The organism is Streptomyces sp. NPDC050264, assembly GCF_040655895.1.
Lineage (GTDB): Bacteria > Actinomycetota > Actinomycetes > Streptomycetales > Streptomycetaceae > Streptomyces.
The window spans coordinates 1-17,351 of record NZ_JBFAKV010000047.1 but is presented as its reverse complement, the minus strand read 5'-3'; the positions used below and the strand labels follow the sequence as shown (position 1 = coordinate 17,351).

Annotated in this window: 18 protein-coding genes and 2 pseudogenes; 8 read left to right on the top strand and 12 right to left on the bottom strand. The window is 69.4% G+C overall.

Annotated elements, in window-relative coordinates:
* The first annotated feature begins 255 nt into the window (after positions 1-255).
* Both AB0J02_RS41930 and AB0J02_RS41925 read left to right on the top strand, forming a co-directional pair.
* On the top strand, positions 256-987 hold the full coding sequence (locus AB0J02_RS41930) for an alpha/beta hydrolase (protein ID WP_363199173.1): 732 nt from the start codon (positions 256-258) through the stop codon (positions 985-987).
* A 121-nt stretch (positions 988-1,108) separates the two neighbouring features.
* On the top strand, positions 1,109-1,990 hold the full coding sequence (locus tag AB0J02_RS41925) for a LysR family transcriptional regulator (protein WP_363199172.1): 882 nt from the start codon (positions 1,109-1,111) through the stop codon (positions 1,988-1,990).
* A 15-nt stretch (positions 1,991-2,005) separates the two neighbouring features.
* Here the strand turns inward: AB0J02_RS41925 and AB0J02_RS41920 are convergent, their stop codons facing one another.
* From AB0J02_RS41920 to AB0J02_RS41905, 4 genes are all read right to left on the bottom strand, one after another.
* Positions 2,006-3,343 carry an MFS transporter gene (locus AB0J02_RS41920; RefSeq protein ID WP_363199180.1) on the bottom strand — a complete coding sequence of 446 codons (1,338 nt, stop codon included), beginning with the start codon at positions 3,341-3,343 and terminating at the stop codon, positions 2,006-2,008.
* A gap of 68 nt (positions 3,344-3,411) precedes the next feature.
* Positions 3,412-3,894 (bottom strand): nuclear transport factor 2 family protein, encoded by a 483-nt coding sequence (locus AB0J02_RS41915; RefSeq protein ID WP_363199171.1) that lies wholly within the window; start codon positions 3,892-3,894, stop codon positions 3,412-3,414.
* Between the two features lie 32 nt (positions 3,895-3,926).
* On the bottom strand, positions 3,927-4,826 hold the full coding sequence (locus AB0J02_RS41910; RefSeq protein WP_363199170.1) for an alpha/beta hydrolase: 900 nt from the start codon (positions 4,824-4,826) through the stop codon (positions 3,927-3,929).
* A 230-nt stretch (positions 4,827-5,056) separates the two neighbouring features.
* Entirely contained in the window at positions 5,057-5,989 is a 933-nt protein-coding gene (locus tag AB0J02_RS41905; protein ID WP_363199169.1) for an NAD(P)-binding domain-containing protein, read from the bottom strand.
* A gap of 60 nt (positions 5,990-6,049) precedes the next feature.
* Between AB0J02_RS41905 and AB0J02_RS41900 the strand changes: the two are divergent.
* Positions 6,050-6,421: pseudogene (locus tag AB0J02_RS41900) on the top strand (helix-turn-helix domain-containing protein).
* Positions 6,422-6,686: 265 nt separating this feature from the next.
* Here the strand turns inward: AB0J02_RS41900 and AB0J02_RS41895 are convergent.
* The gene (locus tag AB0J02_RS41895) at positions 6,687-7,568 is read right to left on the bottom strand and encodes an alpha/beta hydrolase (RefSeq protein ID WP_363199168.1); all 882 of its coding nucleotides are present in this window, start codon (positions 7,566-7,568) and stop codon (positions 6,687-6,689) included.
* Between the two features lie 81 nt (positions 7,569-7,649).
* Here AB0J02_RS41895 and AB0J02_RS41890 point away from each other — a divergent pair, with 81 nt between their 5' ends.
* A complete protein-coding gene (locus AB0J02_RS41890; RefSeq protein ID WP_363199167.1) occupies positions 7,650-8,150 on the top strand; it encodes a CGNR zinc finger domain-containing protein in 501 nt (166 codons plus the stop codon).
* Between the two features lie 77 nt (positions 8,151-8,227).
* Here the strand turns inward: AB0J02_RS41890 and AB0J02_RS41885 are convergent, their stop codons facing one another.
* Positions 8,228-9,121 (bottom strand): AraC family transcriptional regulator, encoded by an 894-nt coding sequence (locus AB0J02_RS41885; RefSeq protein WP_363199166.1) that lies wholly within the window; start codon positions 9,119-9,121, stop codon positions 8,228-8,230.
* A 45-nt stretch (positions 9,122-9,166) separates the two neighbouring features.
* Here AB0J02_RS41885 and AB0J02_RS41880 point away from each other — a divergent pair, with 45 nt between their 5' ends.
* Positions 9,167-9,955: an alpha/beta hydrolase gene (locus tag AB0J02_RS41880; RefSeq protein ID WP_363199165.1), complete on the top strand. Its 789-nt coding sequence runs from the start codon at positions 9,167-9,169 to the stop codon at positions 9,953-9,955.
* A 2-nt stretch (positions 9,956-9,957) separates the two neighbouring features.
* Here the strand turns inward: AB0J02_RS41880 and AB0J02_RS41875 are convergent, their stop codons facing one another.
* Positions 9,958-10,887 carry a LysR family transcriptional regulator gene (locus tag AB0J02_RS41875; RefSeq protein WP_363199164.1) on the bottom strand — a complete coding sequence of 310 codons (930 nt, stop codon included), beginning with the start codon at positions 10,885-10,887 and terminating at the stop codon, positions 9,958-9,960.
* A gap of 191 nt (positions 10,888-11,078) precedes the next feature.
* Between AB0J02_RS41875 and AB0J02_RS41870 the strand changes: the two genes are divergently transcribed.
* A complete protein-coding gene (locus AB0J02_RS41870) occupies positions 11,079-11,846 on the top strand; it encodes an enoyl-CoA hydratase/isomerase family protein (RefSeq protein WP_363199163.1) in 768 nt (255 codons plus the stop codon).
* An 8-nt stretch (positions 11,847-11,854) separates the two neighbouring features.
* Entirely contained in the window at positions 11,855-12,667 is an 813-nt protein-coding gene (locus tag AB0J02_RS41865; RefSeq protein ID WP_363199162.1) for a maleylpyruvate isomerase family mycothiol-dependent enzyme, read from the top strand.
* 213 nt (positions 12,668-12,880) lie between these two features.
* On the opposite strand, the gene AB0J02_RS41860 is transcribed toward AB0J02_RS41865, so the two are convergent.
* Positions 12,881-13,084 carry a hypothetical protein gene (locus AB0J02_RS41860; protein ID WP_363199161.1) on the bottom strand — a complete coding sequence of 68 codons (204 nt, stop codon included), beginning with the start codon at positions 13,082-13,084 and terminating at the stop codon, positions 12,881-12,883.
* 220 nt (positions 13,085-13,304) lie between these two features.
* On the opposite strand from AB0J02_RS41860, the gene AB0J02_RS41855 reads away from it, so the two are divergent.
* The gene (locus AB0J02_RS41855; RefSeq protein WP_363199160.1) at positions 13,305-14,633 is read left to right on the top strand and encodes a hypothetical protein; all 1,329 of its coding nucleotides are present in this window, start codon (positions 13,305-13,307) and stop codon (positions 14,631-14,633) included.
* Positions 14,634-14,729: 96 nt separating this feature from the next.
* Here AB0J02_RS41855 and AB0J02_RS41850 read toward each other — a convergent pair whose 3' ends face one another.
* The 4 genes and pseudogenes from AB0J02_RS41850 to AB0J02_RS41835 all read right to left on the bottom strand — a co-directional run bounded on the left by AB0J02_RS41850 (position 14,730) and on the right by AB0J02_RS41835 (position 17,276).
* Positions 14,730-16,025: a SpoIIE family protein phosphatase gene (locus tag AB0J02_RS41850; protein ID WP_363199159.1), complete on the bottom strand. Its 1,296-nt coding sequence runs from the start codon at positions 16,023-16,025 to the stop codon at positions 14,730-14,732.
* 38 nt (positions 16,026-16,063) lie between these two features.
* Positions 16,064-16,168 (bottom strand): annotated as a pseudogene (locus AB0J02_RS41845) (alpha/beta hydrolase); the annotation flags it as partial.
* Between the two features lie 265 nt (positions 16,169-16,433).
* The gene (locus AB0J02_RS41840; protein WP_363199158.1) at positions 16,434-16,637 is read right to left on the bottom strand and encodes a cold-shock protein; all 204 of its coding nucleotides are present in this window, start codon (positions 16,635-16,637) and stop codon (positions 16,434-16,436) included.
* Positions 16,638-16,907: 270 nt separating this feature from the next.
* On the bottom strand, positions 16,908-17,276 hold the full coding sequence (locus AB0J02_RS41835; protein ID WP_363199157.1) for a MerR family transcriptional regulator: 369 nt from the start codon (positions 17,274-17,276) through the stop codon (positions 16,908-16,910).
* Between the last annotated feature and the right edge of the window lie 75 nt (positions 17,277-17,351).

Here is a 17,351-nt window from a genome sequence, read left to right as displayed (position 1 = left end):
AGCGTAGCGGCGAATGGCATATGCCGACCCCTCGTCGTGGCATATGACTGCGCTTTCAACCAAGAAGCGGCGCAGAGACGGCTCACGAGGCGTCAACTGCCCCTCCAGTCAAGGGACGTGATACTTTTCTGCGTCGCTGTGCGCTGCTGCGAACCGAGGAGGTGAGACCGATCAACGCTGTGACAGGTCGGGGCTCCCTCTCCCGCAGGGTCTGGGGAGTGCCCGAAGAAGGCATCCCGAAAGGCAACGAACACCATGCGCTTCACTTCTGAGACACCGTCAGACGGCATCCGCGAACAGCTCTTCACCCTCGGGGAGATCCCCGGCGTGCTCTGGACACCGCAAGGCGCCGCCGGTACCAGGCCCCTCATTCTGATGGGGCACGGCGGCGGGCAGCACAAGAAGGATCCCGACATCCTCGGCCGTGCGCGCCGCTTCGTGACGGAGTGCGGATTCGCGGTGGTGTCGGTAGACGTGCCTGGCCATGGAGACCGGCCGACGGACAAGGAGTACGACCGGATCGCGACCGAGAACCAGGCTCGCGCGGAGGCCGGTGCGGAGCCGGCTCCGCTGATCGCCGGCTTCCAGGCGCTCGTCGCTCGCCGGACTGTCCCGGAATGGCGAGCGGTCCTGGACGCTGTTCAGCAATGTGCGAACGTCGGCGCCGGGCCGGTGGGCTACTGGGGGCTGTCGTTGGGGTGTGGGCTCGGTGTTCCGTTCGTCGCCGAGGAACCCCGGGTCCGTGCGGCGGTGCTGGGCCTCGGCGGGGCGTTGGCAACGGCCGAGGCCGCCGCGCGCATCGCCGTCCCGGTGGAGTTCCTGCTGCAGTGGGACGACGAGCGGGTGCCGCGGGTCCAGGGCCTGGCGCTGTTCGACGCCTTTGCGTCCGCCGAGAAGACCCTGCACGCCAACCCTGGCGGGCACCAGGAGGTCCCGGCCTTCGAACTGGACAGCACGCTACGGTTTTTCACCCGGCACCTCGGCTGACAGCGCCGCAGGAAATTCTGGACCAGCCCCGTTGACGCGGCCTAATGTTCTGGGGGACCACGGTCTGGACGTCGACGGGGAGGCCGCGGAACGGGCGTCCCGGCGCTCAATTGGGGAGTCTGTGGAGCGGTACGAGATCGAGACGTTTCTGGCGTTGGCCGAGGAACTGCACTTCGCACGGACCGCGGAGCGTCTGCTCATATCGCCCGGCCGGGTCAGCCAGACGATCAAAGCGCTGGAACGCCGCATCGGCGGCACACTCTTCGAGCGCAGCAGCCGCCGTGTGGCCCTCACCCCGGTCGGTCGGCAACTCCGCGACGACCTGCTCCCCGCGTACGAGCAGATCCAGCGAGCCGTCGCCGACGCGACGGCGGCCTGCACCGATATCCGTGGTGTGTTGCGGGTCGGCTTCACCGCCCCCTGGTCCGGCAGGCTCCTCGCGCAGGCCGCGGAGACCTTCTCCACCGGTCACCCCCGCTGCTCGGTCGAGCTCCAAGGGGCGACGTACAACCTCGTGATCACCGCGCTGCGCCAGAAGGACGTCGACCTGGTGATCGCCGAGCCGCCCGTCGAAGAGCCCGACGTCACCGTGGGACCTGTGCTGTTCTCCGAGCGTCGGGCCCTCGTGGTGCCCGCTGACCATGACCTGGCGACACGGGAATCGGTGTCGCTGGAGGACCTCGCCCTGCTGCCGCTTGTCACGGCGGCCGGCGTGTCCCGAACGTGGCGCGAGGCATTCTTCCCGCGCCGTACGCCCCGCGGAGCGCGTATCGAGCACGGCCCGACCGCATTCAACTGGGAAGGGGTGCTGTCCCTGGTCGCCGCGGGCGAGGGGGCCACGATCGCCACCGTCAGAGCGGGGCAGTACCACGGCCGGCCCGACATCGCCTACGTTCCGTTCACCGACGCGGCACCGGTCGAATACGCGCTGATGTGGCGGGACGAAGGCCGAACGGCCGGCCTTCGAGCCTTCATCCGAACCGTCCTCGACCTCGCCCCGTAGCGGACCAGCCGATCGTTATGCGGCCGCCTCCCGGTGCCCGGCCCGCGGCAGCGTCAGCGTCGCCGCCGCCGTCAGTGCGAGCCCGGCCGCCGCCAGCAGCACACTCCACCGCATCCCGGCCAGGAACGTGTCCGCCCCCGCCAGCAGCGCACCGTACACGGCCACCGCGATGGCGCCGCCGACCTGGCGGGCGGTGTTGAGTACCGCGCCCGCGGTGCCGGCCCGGTCCGCGGGAACGGCGTCGAGCAGCATCGCGGTCAGCGCGGGCACCGCCAGTGCTCCGCCGAGCCCGACCGGCACCATGAGCAGCGCCACCGCCCACACCTCGGTGTGCGCGCCGACCGTGGTCAGCGCCACCAGTCCGGCTGTCCCCACCAGTTGTCCCGCCACCATCGGCACCCGCGGGCCGAACCGCGCGGCCAGTCTCGCCGAGGCCAGGTTCACCACCGCGACCAGGGCAGTCATCGGGATGAACATCAGACCCGCGTGCAGCGCGGACTGCCCACGCTGCTGCTGCAGATAGAGGCTGAAGACGAACACCCCGCCGTAGTAAGCGGCGTTGAGCGTGAATCCCACCAGCAGGGACACCGCCACCACCCGGGACCGGAACAACGGCAGCGGCAGCATCGGATGGGCGCCCCTGGCCTGCGCGGCGAGGAAGGCAGCCGCGGAGGCCACGGCCACCAAGAGCGACGCCACCACGACCGGCCGGCCGAAACCCTGGGCACCGCCCTCGATGACGCCGTACGTCAGCCCGCCCATCGCCAACACCGCCGTCACCTGACCGACGATGTCGAGCCGCGCGGGCAGCCTCGGGGAGGCCGGTACACGGGTGAGCAGGGCGAGGGCCAGCAGGCCGGCCGGCAGGTTGACGAAGAAGATCCACCGCCAGCCGACGGAGGCGGTGAGCGCCCCGCCGAGCACGGGACCGGCCGCCACCGCGACCGCGCCGCCGACGGTCCAGATCGCGATCGCCCGCGCCCGTTCGGCCTGATCGGGGAAGTTCTGTCGGACCAGGGCGAGGGACGCGGGCATCATCACGGCCGCCGCGGCGCCCTGCACCAGCCGCGCGGCGACCAGCGTGCCGAGTCCGGGCGCGAGGCCGCACGCCGCCGAGGCCAGCGCGAACAGCACCAGCCCGCCGCCGAACGCCCGCCGCGCCCCGACGCGATCGGACAGCGCGCCCGCGGAGAGCATCAGGGCCGCGAACATCAGCGTGTATCCGTCCACCACCCACTGCAGACCGGACATGCCGCCGCCGAGAGTGCGACCGATGTCCGGCAGCGCGACGGTGACGATCAACGCGTCCAGCGAGATGAGGAAGAACCCCAGCAGGGCCGCACCGAGCACCACCGGAGATCCGCCCCGGGCGGCGGACGGCGGCGACACGGCAAGCGGCGTAGGAACGGAGGCCGTCATCGTCAGCCCGCAGCCTGCGCAGGAAGGTCCTTGTTGCCGTCGCCCCAGGTCGCGGTCATCACCACGGTGTCGATCGACCAGCGGTCTCCGGTCCGGCCCAGCTCCCACCGGTATTCGCCGCCGAGTGTCCACAGCGGCGCCCCGTAGGCGGTGGCCAGGCGGTGGGTGGCCTGGAAGGAGGCCGTGCACACGGCGCGGTCTCCCTCGATCTCGACAAGGTGGTTGGCGATCAGGTGCTGGGTCGCGTCGAACCCACCGAGCGTCGCCGCCCAGGCGTCGACAATCTCCTGCGGGGTGAGCTGGGCCGGCTCACCGCCGTTCAGACTGGTGTAGTCGAGCACCACCTTGTCGGCGAACAGGCCACGCAGTTGGTTCCATTCGCGGCGATCCGCGTACACGGCCATGCGGGTGCAGGTCTCGGCGACCCTGTACTTGGACGCGACGGACTCGCACGCGACGCAATCGGACGCGACGGGCTCGGGCATGAAGGGTGATCTCCTGTCGGCAGCGGGGGTGTTCACAGCGTGCGGGCAAAGTGCTCGGCCGCCGCGTCCGCGGCGACGCCGACCTGCGGCGCCTGGTCGTAGAAGTCGAACTGGACGCCCTCGTCCCACAGGAACGTCCGCTCCCCCGCGAGGCCGTCGTAGAAGCGGCGGGCACCGTCCGGGATGGCGGCGTCCTCGCTGTGCACGAGCAGCGCGGGCGCGGTCACGTCGGCAGCGAGCGCGACGGCGTCGAAGTCCAGCCACTCGGACCAGGCCATGACGGCATAGCGGTTGGGCCACTGCGGGATCCCGCCGCGCTCCGGATTCAGGTAGAAGTCGATGTCGAAGGGCATGGCCGCGTCCGGGTCGCTGCCGCTGACCACCGGCACGTAGTCGACCTCCCCGCTCTCTTCGTACCGTCGCCGGGCCGCGGCCGCCGCGGTCTTCTTCGCGGCGATGCCCTCCGCTCCGCCGTAGTTCTCCTCGCAGATCCCGCGGTCGTGCAGCCACGGCGCCACCAGCGCCAGCGACCCCACCCGTGCGTCCTCGGCGGCGAAGGCGCTCGCGTACATCGACCCGGCACACACCCCCAAAGCGCCCAACTTCCCGTCTCCCACAGCCGGATGGGCGGTCAGGAAGTCCGCGGCCGCGCGGAGGTCCCGAACCTTGAGCGCCGGCGACTCGTAGTCGCGGGGATCGCCTTCGGACTCGCCGTAGCCGGTGAAGTCGAACGCCAGCGCCGCGTAGCCGCGCCGGGCCAGCTCCTCGGCGTACCGGTCGGCCATCTGCTCCTTGACGCTGGTCCACGTTCCGGCGACCACGACACCCTGCAACGGGACGGCGTCGTTCCGGCCCGTGGCATCGGGCAGAAAGAGGTGGCCGGTGAGCTTGGCCGCATCGCTGACGAAGCGCACCTGTTCGCGCAGGGGCATAGCACTCCTTGGAGGGGCTGTACGGCATGTCGGCATCGACCGCCGGGAGAGAGCCGGTGGGTGAAGGGGATCGCGCCGCCCGGCGTGAACCATCCACCAGCGCCTACACGCTGACATCCGGCTTGTCCGCGAACAACTCCCGTTCGGTCACGCCAGGTTGAGCTGAGCTAAACCGTCCCGCCAAGCAGCTCACGATCTGCCCGTCCACCGACGAACCGCGCCGCGTTTGGTCAGCGCGGTTCTCGGACGCTGTCGATGATGCGGGTCCAGTTGTCGCCGCCGTGGCCGTTCTCTATCGCGTGCCGGTAATGGGCTTGCACAGCCATGGGCAGCGCGAGGTCGAGGCCGAGTGACGTGCTGGTCTCGACGATGTGGTCGGACGTCGCGCCCATCATGGTGACGGTGCTCAGGTCCCCTGAATGTTCACCGGCATCCAGCGAGGCGCCGGGAGTCTCTTCGCCGGCCCTCAGGATGGCGCCGATCGAGTCGGCGGAGGAGAGCAGCTCCGGGAGCGCTTCCCCGGCCTTCATTCCCGCGGTGCCCAGCATCGCGGTGGCGTGCATCAGCGCGGACAAGGTCGTGAGGAACACCGCGAGCTGGGCCTGGTACATGATCTGGGCGAGGCCCGGATCCTCGCCCAGATACTTCGGCGTGCCGAGCGGCGCCAACGCCGCCCGGTGGTTCTTCATCACCTCGTCGGGGCCGCTGTAGTAGACATGGGCCGCCTCCGTGCCGACCATCGGCGCCGGCACCATGACACCACCGGTGAGGAAGGCCGCACCGTGACCCGCGGCCCAGGTTGCCGCCTTACGCGTGCGGTCGGGTGTGTCCGAGCTCAGGTTGACCAGCGTGCGGCCGGCGAGTGACGCGGTGGCGCCGTCGAGGATGCCGTGCATCGCCTGGTAGTCAGTGAGGCTGAGGATCACGACGTCACTCGCCTCGACCGCCTCGGCGGGTGTCGCCGCGCGTGCTGCTCCGGCGGCGACGACGTCGTCGGCCCGCTCTGCGGTGCGGTTCCAGACGGTGACCGGGTGGCCGGCGGCGAGGAGGGCGCGGGTCATCGCCCGGCCCATCGGGCCCAGTCCGATCACGGTGACAGCGGTGTCCTGCCTGGTGCGGTGGATCTGTTCTTCGTTCACTCCCCCATGCTCGGCGAGCGCCATTAGTCTCGGAAGTACCCACTATTTTCTGCGGTACTTACCTTTTCGTAAGGGGGGTCAGTGATGGCCGGGGCGCCGAGGAGCGGGCCTTACATCTGTGGCATCGACGCCGCGCTCGACGTGGTGAGCGGCAAGTAGAAGGGGCTCATCCTCTGGGAACTCGACGCTCATCGCGTACGCCGTTTCGCCGAGTTGCGTCGCGGTCTGCCCGGCGTGAGCGAGAAGATGCTGACCCAGCATCTGCGGGAGATGGAGGCGGACGGCCTGGTGCACCGGGAGGTCTACGCCGAGGTGCCGCCACGGGTGGAGTACTCACTGACCGAGCATGGACGCACGCTCAATCAAGCGCTCGGACCGCTCGGCGCCTGGGGAACTGAACGTGTGCGCCGCGAAGGTTCCGAAGTGGTCGCCGTAGCCGAGAGCTCACACAGCTAGGGCGTTTCTGACGGCTCTTGGAACCGTCAGATGCCTGTCACTGGCGTGCTCGGAGGGGCAGTCGGCTCATCACGAGGTGACTCGCGTTGCGCCGACGATCAGTCCTACACCCGACCAAGAGCCATCAGAAACGGCCTAGGCGCTGGGCGCCACACACCAAGGCCCGTGGCGCTCCCGCGCTCATCCCGAACGGCGAGAGGGGCTTCGTCCGCGCGCATCCACACGCCCGCGTCTTGTGGATCCCGCGGGCGGGACATCCCTCCTGTCACCCTCCGACCGGCGTGCCGACCACGCGCGGGCGGAATCGGGTGATGGCGGCGGCGACCTCGTCGGGGTGGCTCTCCAGGAGGAAGTGGCCGCCGTCGAGCAGGACGATCTCCGCGTCCGGGGCGTCGCGCCGGAATGCCTCCGCGCCTGCCGACGCGAAGATCTCGTCGTTGCGGCCCCAGATCGCGAGGACGGGGACCCGGCTCGACCGCAGCCAGTCGTGCACCGCCGGATAGAGAGCCCGGTTGCTGGAGTAGTCGCCGAACAGGGCGAGTTGGGCGCGGTCGACGCCCGGGCGGGCTAGGAGCGCCAGATCGTGCTCCCAGGCGTCGGGGTCGATCAGGCTGGGGTCGGGGACACCGTGGGTGTACTGCCACTCGACGGCTTCCCGGCCGAGTGCGGGCCGCAGCCGCGCCTCGTTCTCCGTGCTGCGTTGCGCCCCGTAGGCCCAGATGGGCGCCCAGAAATCCGGTACGAACCCTTCCTCGTAGGCGTTGCCGTTCTGGGAGACGACGGCGATGACCGACTCCGGGGACGCCAGCGCGAGACGCCAGCCGATGGGTGCGCCGTAGTCCTGTACGTAGATCGCGTAGCGGTGCACACCGAGGTGGGCCAGGAAGCCGCGAGTCACCTCGGCGAGGGCGTCGAAGGTGTAGTCGAAGTCGCTCACGCCGGGCGCCGACGAGCGGCCGAAGCCGATGTGGTCGGGTGCGATCACCCGGTACGGCCCGGCGAGCGCGGGTATCAGGTGCCGGAACATGTGCGAACTCGTCGGATATCCGTGCAGCAGCAGGAGGACGGGGGCGTCCGACGGTCCCGCCTCCCGGTAGAAGACGGTCAAGCCGTCGACGTCCACGGTCCGGTGATGAACAGCGACCACGGTAACCCCTTAAAGTGATTTAAACGGTTAGGTTATGCTGAGGATGCACCGCGCCGGATGACGTGTCAAGGAGAGTGAGCCGTGGCCGAGGACGAGGAACTTCTGCTCGCCGTGCTCAACAGCGCCCCGGTGATCGACGGACGTCCCACGGACACCCTGAGCGCGGAGGGGGCGACCGAGTGGATACGCGCACTCGGGGGGCATGGCACGAGCGAGGAGTGCGAACGCCTGCGCTGTGTGCGGGACGCGCTGCACCGGCTGATCCGGCGGACGTCCTCAGACGTCGGCAGCCTTGCCTTCGCGCTCGACCGGGCACGGCTTCGTCCCGGCGTCACGCCCACAGGCGTGTCCTGGCAACTGGAGGCAGCCCCTGACGAGGAACTCGCGGTTCGTGTCGTCCTCGCGTGGTCGCGCGTCACCACGGAACTGCCGCAACGGCTGCGGGCCTGCGCGAACGAGGAGTGCAACCTGTTCCTCATCGATCACAGCCGCCCCGGGACTGCCCGGTGGTGTTCCATGGCAGCATGCGGCAACCGGATGAAGGCGCGCACCCACGCGCGCAAGCGGCGCTCCGAAAAGTGATCGCCCGAGCGGAAACCCGCCCCCGGCCGGCGTGGCAGGCGGCCACGCGGACCACATGCTGCGACGGAGAACGGGGCTCACTTGACGGCCGTCATTGACTGCCATGCCCCCGGACGCATGCCTGTCGCCGTGCGGAAGAACACCGAGAAGTTGGACGCGTCGGGAAAGCCGAGCGTGCCGGCGCAGCCGGCCGCGGTGAGGCGGTCGTGTGCGAGAAGCCGTTTGGCTTCCAGGACGAGCCGGTCGACGATGTACGCCTTCGCGGTGCGGCCGGTGGCCTGCTGCACCGCTCTCGAGAGGGTGCGGGGCGCGTATCCCAGGGCCCGGGCGTAGTAGCCGGCGTCGTGATGTTCCCGGAAGTGCGTCTCGACGCTGGACCGGAACCGGCGAAACGTCGGATTCACCGGCCGTGCCGCGCTGTGCGGTGGCCGCAGTCGGGCGATGAGAGCGGAGAGCAGGATCTCGGGCAGCTCCGTCGATGCGCCGACGGGCGGGGCGGACGCCTCTAGGAGGAGATGGCTCCGCGCGGCGTCGACGAACGGCCAGTCGGCGTCGGGAACGCTCCACTGCGCGACCCGGTCCGGGTCCGCGACGAGCTCTCGGGTGGCGCGGGTGACCGGCGCGGTCGGAACGAACAGCACGACGTGCCCGGCCACTTCGGCGATGTCGTCCCATCGGTGCACCGCGCCAGGAGCGATCCACACCGCGGACCGCGCCCCGAGCCCGTATGGGAGGAAGTCCACCGTGACGGTTCCGTGTCCGGCGTCGACGACCGCGAGGACGTGGAAGTCGGCGCGTTGCGTGCCGCCGTCGTTCAGCTCGCGCAGGCGGTGGAACGTCAGTGTCTCCACAGCGGCGGCACCGCGCCCGACGGGCTGGTAGGTCATCTGCCGGATCACGGTCACATGTCCAGTTTCCACCATCGGACGACCGGTCACGCCGATGTGCGCGAAGTGTTGCGGAGATTCCATTGTCATACGGAAGTTCCGCTACGAAACCCCGATCGAGGAGTTGCGATGACTACCCCACAGACCTCACAGCAGCCACACGTGCCCACTTACGACCACCGCCCGGGGACCGGGCCGACCCTGGTCTTCCTGCACTACTGGGGCGGTTCCGCCCGCACCTGGAACCTCGTCGTCGACCGCCTCTCGGATCGCGACGTACTCACTCCCGACTTCCGCGGATGGAGCCGCTCAAGCAGCCTGCCCGGACCCTGCACACTCCGCCGGCTCGCGGACGACACGCTCGCCGTGATCGCCGGCGCGGGCGTCACCGACTACGTCCTCGTCGGACATTCCATGGGCGGCAAGGTCGCGCAGCTGATCGCGGCGGCCCGGCCTGCCGGACTTCGTGGAGTCGTCCTCGTCGCTTCCGGTCCGGCGAAGCCCGCCGCGCATGTCACCCCCGAGTACCGGGAAGGCCTCTCCCACGCCTACGACTCCGACGTGTCTGTCGCCGAGGCACGGGACAACATCCTCACCGCTACCGACTTGCCCGCATCGATCAAGGCGCAGGTCGCGACCGACTCACGTGCCGGCACCGACGCCGCGCGCACGGAGTGGCCGCTGCACGGCATCGCCGAGGACATCACCGACCACACCCGCATGATCGACGTCCCCGCCCTCGTCGTCGCCGGAGAGAACGACCGCGTCGAGCCTGTCGACGTACTCCGCGACAACCTGCTTCCCTACCTCTGCGAAGCCGAGTTCGAGGTGATCCCGAAGGCGGGCCACCTGATCCCGCTGGAAGCTCCGGCCGACCTTGTCGACGCGATCATCGCCTTCGCACCCGTCGAGGCCTGACCTCAACTCGCGCTGCCGCTGGGCCGAGGCCGGCCCCGCGTCACAGGCTGGTCCAGGGCGGAGATCAACTGGCCGAGGTCGCGGCGGTGCGAGCCCGCGTTCCACACGGCCCAGGTGCGCCGGACGATGGGGTGGCCCGCAAGCGGGAACCAGGTGACGGTGTCGGGCAGGGGCTGGGACCAGCCCGGCGGAGCGAGGGTGAAGGCGCGGCCGGCGCTGACGGAGGCGAGTTTGACCTCGGCGATCAGCGGCTGTCCGTCGGGGATCTCCGGGCCCGGGTCGATGCCGTGGCTGCGCAAGGTGGCGGTGAGTTCGTCGTACCAGGCCGGGCTGCCGGAGCGGGGGAAGCCGACCCAGTCCAGCCCGTTCAGGGCATCGAGCCGGATGCCGTCCGGCCCGGCCAGCCCCGCCGCGCGCTCGGCTGCGAGCAGCACGCCCAGGGGTTCCTCGACCACGAGCACCGCGTCGTACTCCTGCCCCGGCGGGCGTTCGCGCAGCAGACCGAGGTCGAGTTCGCCGTTGTGCAGGTCCGCGACTTGTGCCGAGGTGGACAGGTGCCGTGCCTGGACCCGCGTGCCCGGGTAGGCCGAGGCAAGATCGAGCAGCGCCTTCGACAGCAGGTCGGCGGGGAGTTCCAGAGGTATGCCGATCCGCAGCGTGGTCGCGCTCTCCCCCGTACGTGCCGTCATGACCGCCAGCGCCTGGTCGTAACGGGCGAGTACGGCACGGGCCTCTGCGAGCAGCGTCAGCCCGGTCTCCGTGGCCTGGACCCCCGTGGAGGAGCGGATGAGGAGTTGCGCGCCGAATTCACGCTCCAGCGCGCCCACGGTCTGGGACAGGGCGGGTTGGCTGATGTGCAGTCGCCGGGCCGCCGCGGACAGGCCTTTTTCTTCGACCACCGCCACGAACGCGCGCATCGCTCGGATCTCCATGCGTCCATCGCACCACGAGCCGCGGCCGACACGCCACGCGCGCCCGTGCGCGCCGCCGTGGAAGCCATTGGCTGGGCTTATAGCGGACCTCGGCAACCCCTCTGGCCAGGCGCTATGCATGTCCTTGGGGCAGGAGTTGAGTAGGAGGCACAGGGCGGAACCACCGCCCGCCCCTTACCGAGGAGCCTTCTGTGTCCGAGCAGATCCCGTCCTATTTCACGGCGTTCAAGAACCTGGCGATGAGCCGCACCGCGTCAGGCGTGCTCACGCTGCGTTTCCACACCGACGACGGACCGGCCACCTTCACCGGCGAGACGCACACCGACTTCCCGCGGGCCCTGTTCGAGATCGGCGAGGACCGCGACAACCGAGTGCTGGTGCTGACCGGCACCGGCGACCGGTTCATGACCGACATCGACGGTGCCAGCCTGGGTGACATCACCAAGCCGGCCCAGTGGGACCGCACCATCGCCGAGGGCCGCCGTGTGCTGCAGCGCCTGGTCGACCTGGAGATGCCCATCGTCGCGGCGGTCAACGGCCCCGCGTCCGTCCACAGCGAGTACGTCCTGCTGGCGGACATCGTCGTCGCCGCCGACACCACCGTCTTCTCCGACTTCCCGCACCTGACCTTCGGCATCGTTCCGGGCGACGGCATTCAGATCGCCTGGGAGGAGGCGCTGGGCGTCAACCGCGCCCGCTACCTGACTCTGACGCAGGGTTCCTTCACGGCCGAACAGGCCGAGCGCTGGGGCGCGGTTGCCGAGGTGCTGCCCCTGGAGGAGGTCCTGCCCCGCGCCCGGCAGCTCGCCGAGAACCTCGCGGCCAAGCCCCAACTGCTCACCCGGTACCTCGCCATCACCCTGCGCCAGCGCATCAGCCGCCGCATGGCCGAAGGCCTCCAGGTCGGCATGGCCCTGGAAGGTCTCACCGCCGCCGACCTCGCCTACCAGCAGCAGTGAGCGCGGACGTGACGACCCCCTTCCCCGCCATCGACACGGCCGACAGCCCGCACGTCTGGCTCGACTCCCTCCACGACAGCTCCCAGCGGCTGGCCCGGGCAGTCGGCTCCCTCACCGAAGGTGACGTGAACCGTCCCTCGAAGGCCGACGGGTGGAGCATCGCTCAGGTCTTGTCCCACCTTGGCAGCGCCGCCGAGATTTCCACCGGTCTGCTCGAACGCGGTATCGCGGGTGACCGGACCGGGCCGGTCCGCCAGGACCTGGAACCGGTGTGGGAACGGTGGAACGCCCTGCCCCCGCTCGCGCAGCGGGACGCCTGGCAGACCGCCGACGTCCGCCACCTGCACCTTCTGGACTCCCTTACCCCGCCGCAGCAGCAATCCGTCCGCGTCCCCTATTGCGCGGGGCTGCTCACCCTTGCCGACTACGCCGGATACCGGCTCTCGGAGCACTCCGTCCATGCCTGGGACATCGAAGCGGCCCTCGATCCGCGGGCAACGATCCCCGCGGCTGAGGTGGAACTGCTGTGGAAGCGCCTGGACCTGGTCGCCACCCGCTTCCGCGACGCCGGCACCCTCGGCCGGCTCGCACCCGCGCAGCTCACTCTCGACCTCACCGATCCGGTCCGGACCATGCTCCTGGACCTGGGTGCCGAGCTGCACCTGTACCCGTGCGAGCCGGCCGAACCGGCGGGCACGGTCGTCGGCACCGCGGAGGCCGTGCTGCGCCTCGTCTACGGCCGCCTCCAGGCTGCCGACAGCGTCCAGGTGAGCGGCGCCGTCACCTTGGCGGACCTCCGCTCGCTCTTCCCCGGATTCTGACCCGACCCCTTTACGGGTGCCGGACCCCGCCCGGGGCCGGCACCCGGCCTCTGTGGCAGACATGAGAAAGGACCTTCACTCATGAACCCCCGACCCGGGCTTGTCACCGGAGCCTCGTACGACATCGGCCTGGCAGTGGGGGGCGGACCTGCCCGTCGACGGCGGCGCAGGCACCGGCCGACTCCGCGGCGCCGAGGCCCCGCTGGGGGCTGGTCAGGCGAGGACACATGCGGTGCCGGCAACGATGACACTGGTGGCGATGCCGAGCACCGCGTACCGCAGCGCCGTCAGGAGCCGGTCGCGCGCGGCGTGGTCCAGCGGACACTCGCACACGCCTCGGGGGCAGACCTCGCCGTCGGGCCAGTTCGCGTCGGCGAACTCGGCAGAACGGTTCGGACCGGGTTCATTGATATCCATGCCCGGAGTAACGATCTCCGCGGAGTGGGGCGACGGGACGTCAATTCCGCGTTTCGGAATTCGTGCATCCGGTGGAAGTGAATCTCGCCGCCCCAGCCCCTCGTTGAGCGACGGGAGACGTTCCCGCAAGAAGTTCTGGCTACGAGGACATTACGAAGACGACAGACGCTGGGGCGTGCATCCCTCGTGGCTCTAGCTTGGGGCCGACACGGGGGTGGAGATGAAGGCCAGTTGGCCGCGCGGGCTCATGGCAGTGGTGTCGATGCTGCTGGTGGCGGGCTGCTTCGCGCCGCAGGCTCCGATGTTCGGCGACGGACATACCGTTCCCGAGGAGGCCTCGCGCACGCCACTGCCGGTGCGACCGGGCCCCGATGGGACGTGGGCGCTGAACCTTCCCGACAGGCAACTACTGGGCCAGGGCCGTGTCCTGGCCCACCTCAAGAGCCCGCGGACAGCGGCCTGGCGGACCACCCTGCCGGACGAATTCCGGCTGAGCGCCCACGACTTCGGCGCTCCGCACTCCGCGGGTCTCGTCGATTTCCAACTGTTGGTCGTCGGCGGCCGCAAGGGCCACCGCGGCCCGAGCACCCTGGCAGCGATCAACGTGGGAAACGGGCGCCTGACCTGGCGCAGAAAGTTGCCTCCTGGGAGCCAGGTGTTCGCATCCGGGGGCAGCGTGCTGGCGGTGGGCTGCCGTGACGGTTCATGCCGCATCACCGCCTGGGCAGGCGCGTTGGGCGAGCGTCAGTGGACACGTACGGTGCGCGGGGCGGTGCGCGTCCTCGATTCCTGTGGAGCCGATGCCCTGCGCGGCGGCCAACCCAGGCCGCAACACTGCTACTTGTACGTGATCACTCCCGATCGCGTCGGCGTGTTGAATCCAGAGGACGGCGGGGTGAACTGGGTGGCAGGGCTGCGTCCGCCGGACGGCATGGTCGACCGGATCACCCAGCAGGGGGACCGGACCATCCTCATCACGGCGCCGGCCAAGGGCAGTTGCCGCGTCACGGTACTCGCGAGCGGCGTCGACTCCGGGGACGGGGACCGTGGCTGGCGGCACACCTTCGTGTGGGACCAGCCCCAGGCTCCGCGCGACCCCCGGACGGGTTGCCACTGGGACCGCGCGCTCCCGTTGGCCCTCGCCTTCCGCATGGTCCTGCCGGATGCCGAGGGGGCCCTGCTTGTCGATCCCTACTTCGGCACCCTGCACCCGTACCGGCGACTGGCCCGCGGCGAATACCTGACCTCCCAGCGGCCGGTACCGCGACAAGACCTGCCGGGCAACGTCGTCATTCGCGCACCCGGCCGTCCGGACCGACTCCTGACCGACAACGCGACCGGACGCGTCCGCCCTCGCGGACTGAGCCCTTCCGCGCTCGCTCTTGAGGGCAGCTTCTGGCAGGACGGACACCGACTCGTTCTGTTCGGAGACGAGGGCGAGACGCTCTGGAAAGGTGTCTCGGCCTGCCAGGCGTACTCGTACGGGGGCCTCCTGACCTACTGCGACGGCAGCGATCTGGTCACCTTGCAGCCCGCGGCCGACAACTGACACTTGGCAGCTGACACCTGGCAGCTGGCAGCTGCCAGCGCAACGGTCAGCGGGCTGTCGAGCCGGGGTCGGTGGCCGCGTCCCGCGGAGAGTTCGTCAGCCGGCACAGATCAGGTCTTCACTCAGGGAGGCGGGCAGCGCGGCGGGCACGCCGAGAGCGAGCAGCGCGGTGTCGTCGTCGAGTCCGTCGCCGAATCCGGCGAGCAAGCCGCTCAGAGCGGTGACCAGGGCCTGAGGTCCCGAGCCAGGCTGTTCGGCGACAAAGGCGCGCAGGGCGTCCTCACCGTAGAGCTTGCGCTCGGGCCCGGTGCGGGCTTCGGTGAGTCCGTCGGTGTAGAGCAACAGGGTGTCGCCGGGGAACAGTTGGGTGTGGGCGGCAGTGAACCGCGCCTGGGGCAGGACGCCGATGAGCATGCCGCCGGGAGTGGGCAGGTAGTGCGTGGTGTTGTCGGCACGTTGGATCAGCGCGGAGGGGTGGCCGCCGGAGGCCATGTGCACGCTGGCGTGGCCGTTGCCGGGCTGCAGGACGCCGAAGATGGCGGTGCAGTAGCGCGGGTCGATGCTCTGGTACCGCTCGTGCAACACGGTGTTCAGGGTGGTCAGCACGGTGACGGGGTCCGGGTCGTGCAGTGCGGCCGCCCGCAGCGTGTAGCGGGTCAGGGAGGTGACCGCGGCGGCCTGGGGACCTTTGCCGCACACGTCGCCGAGGAAGAAGGCCCACCGGTCCGCGCCGAGCGGGAACAGGTCGTAGAAGTCTCCGCCGAGCAGGTCCGGAGAAGCGGTGTGGTAGTAGGAGCTCGCCTCCAGGCCGGGAACCGTGGGCAACTCGGCGGGCAGCAGGCTCCGCTGAAGGACGGCGAGAGCTTCCTGGAGCCGCTCTCGGTCGGCCTCGGCCTGTCGGCGCGCTTCCTCGGCCGTCCGCCGTGCGCGCAGCAGCTCGGTCTCGTAGGCGCGTCGGTCGCGGGCGTCGAAGATTGTGGTGCGCACGAGCATCGGTTCGCCGTTGTGGCTGGTCTTCACCTTCGACGTGACGAGCACGGGCATGCGCTGCCCGTCTGCGGTCTTGATGTCCAGGGCGATACCGCCGACCTCACCGTTCATCTGCAACAGCGGGGCGAAGTGCGTCTCGTGGTACAGCTTGCCGCCCACCGTGAGCAGATCGGTGAACCGCATCCGGCCGGCCACGTCGCGCCGGGAGAGTCCCAGCCACTCCAGCAGAGTCGTGTTGATCTTTGCGATGGTGCCGTCCATCAGAGTCGACAGGTAGCCGCACGGAGCCTGCTCGTACAGGTCCTCCACGCTGTCCTCCAGCAGAGCGGTGAAAGCTGTGTCCGGGGCCGACAGGCCCTGATCCTGCTCCTCGTCCGGAGCCTGGTCGGTGCGGCCCGTCATCGGACCGCTTCGATGAAACCGGCGACCGCTGCGGCAGTGGGGGCCACATCCTGCTTCCGCTCCAGAACGGACGCCGGCACCGCGACCGTCTCGCGGTCGTCACGACTGTCTGCCAAGAACGTCGTACGGGCGAGGGCCCGGGCCGTGCGGCGGATATCCGCGCCCTGCGAATTCCCATCTTCAGGGGTGAACCCGGTACGGGAAGAGCGGACGTCCGTAGGCGTCGAGTTCACTCAGAACCTCCTTGATATGACACGTTCGACACGTTCAAGGAAATTTCGCCACATAAGATCCGTAAACCCTTCCTGTGGGCGACAGTAATTCCCTGCTCGCGTCCACGATGCGGAGTCCCGCAGAAGTTCAGCCCTACGAGAGACATGCGCCCAGGCGCTGCGGAGCGGGTCGTCGTCAGACGGGAACGATATTCTCGGCCGTCAGGCCCTTCTGGTTCGGTGCGATGTCGAAAGTGACCTTCTGACCTTCGAGCAACTCACGGAAGCCCTGGGCGGCGATGTTCGAGAAGTGGGCGAACACATCGGCGCCGCCACCATCCTGCTCGATGAAGCCGAACCCTTTTGCCGCGTTGAACCATTTCACAGTGCCGGATGCCATGCCATATCTCCTTTTGGGCGCCGCCGGAACCCGCGATGTGCGGATACCGAGCCGCCGTGATGAGCCCCTCCCGCAATTGACCGGAAATACAAAAGCGTCTCCAACGGATAAAGCTCCGCTGAAAACGCCTGATGCTCGGGAACCAACACTGCAACTGAAACCGACTGTAGCATGCCAACTGACCGGCGTGAATTATGAAATTCTTTTTCTGCTCGTTACGGTGTAAACATTCACAGCATGGCGCGCAAAACCCTCACGTCGCGGCCGTAGTTATGAATCCGCCCGGCGCGCAACGTTTCGAAGAGGATCGACGGCGCGACGGTGTTCGGCGTTGATGCGCTGCGCTTCCTCGAGTTGGTCCTCGAGGATGATGATGCGGCAAGCGGCCTCGATGGGGGTGCCCTGGTCGACGAGTTCGCGGGCACGCGCGGCGATGCGCAGCTGGTAGCGGGAGTAGCGGCGGTGGCCTCCTTCCGAGCGCAGTGGGGTGATCAGGCGGGTTTCGCCGATGGCGCGCAGGAAGCCCTGGGTGACGCCGAGCATGTCGGCGGCCCGGCCCATCGTGTAGGCGGGGTAATCGTCGTCATCGAGCCGGTTGAAGGAGTCGCCCAGCCGGTTGCAGGAATCGCCTGCCGCCATTGCACCTCTTTCCGCTCCGCGCGTGGAGGGGCCCTGATGCCTGTGGCACCAGGGCCCCGAAGGAACTGCTACACC

Excerpts from the sequence above, each read along its gene's own strand:
- AB0J02_RS41905 (WP_363199169.1), bottom strand. The coding sequence starts at position 5,989 with ATGGCGCTCGCCGAGCATGGGGGAGTGAACGAAGAACAGATCCACCGC.
- AB0J02_RS41910 (WP_363199170.1), bottom strand. The coding sequence starts at position 4,826 with ATGCCCCTGCGCGAACAGGTGCGCTTCGTCAGCGATGCGGCCAAGCTC.
- AB0J02_RS41835 (WP_363199157.1), bottom strand. The coding sequence starts at position 17,276 with ATGGCGGCAGGCGATTCCTGCAACCGGCTGGGCGACTCCTTCAACCGG.
- AB0J02_RS41930 (WP_363199173.1), top strand. The coding sequence starts at position 256 with ATGCGCTTCACTTCTGAGACACCGTCAGACGGCATCCGCGAACAGCTC.
- AB0J02_RS41885 (WP_363199166.1), bottom strand. The coding sequence starts at position 9,121 with ATGGAATCTCCGCAACACTTCGCGCACATCGGCGTGACCGGTCGTCCG.
- AB0J02_RS41850 (WP_363199159.1), bottom strand. The coding sequence starts at position 16,025 with ATGACGGGCCGCACCGACCAGGCTCCGGACGAGGAGCAGGATCAGGGC.
- AB0J02_RS41840 (WP_363199158.1), bottom strand. The coding sequence starts at position 16,637 with ATGGCATCCGGCACTGTGAAATGGTTCAACGCGGCAAAAGGGTTCGGC.
- AB0J02_RS41875 (WP_363199164.1), bottom strand. The coding sequence starts at position 10,887 with ATGGAGATCCGAGCGATGCGCGCGTTCGTGGCGGTGGTCGAAGAAAAA.
- AB0J02_RS41860 (WP_363199161.1), bottom strand. The coding sequence starts at position 13,084 with ATGGATATCAATGAACCCGGTCCGAACCGTTCTGCCGAGTTCGCCGAC.
- AB0J02_RS41855 (WP_363199160.1), top strand. The coding sequence starts at position 13,305 with ATGAAGGCCAGTTGGCCGCGCGGGCTCATGGCAGTGGTGTCGATGCTG.
- AB0J02_RS41880 (WP_363199165.1), top strand. The coding sequence starts at position 9,167 with ATGACTACCCCACAGACCTCACAGCAGCCACACGTGCCCACTTACGAC.
- AB0J02_RS41915 (WP_363199171.1), bottom strand. The coding sequence starts at position 3,894 with ATGCCCGAGCCCGTCGCGTCCGATTGCGTCGCGTGCGAGTCCGTCGCG.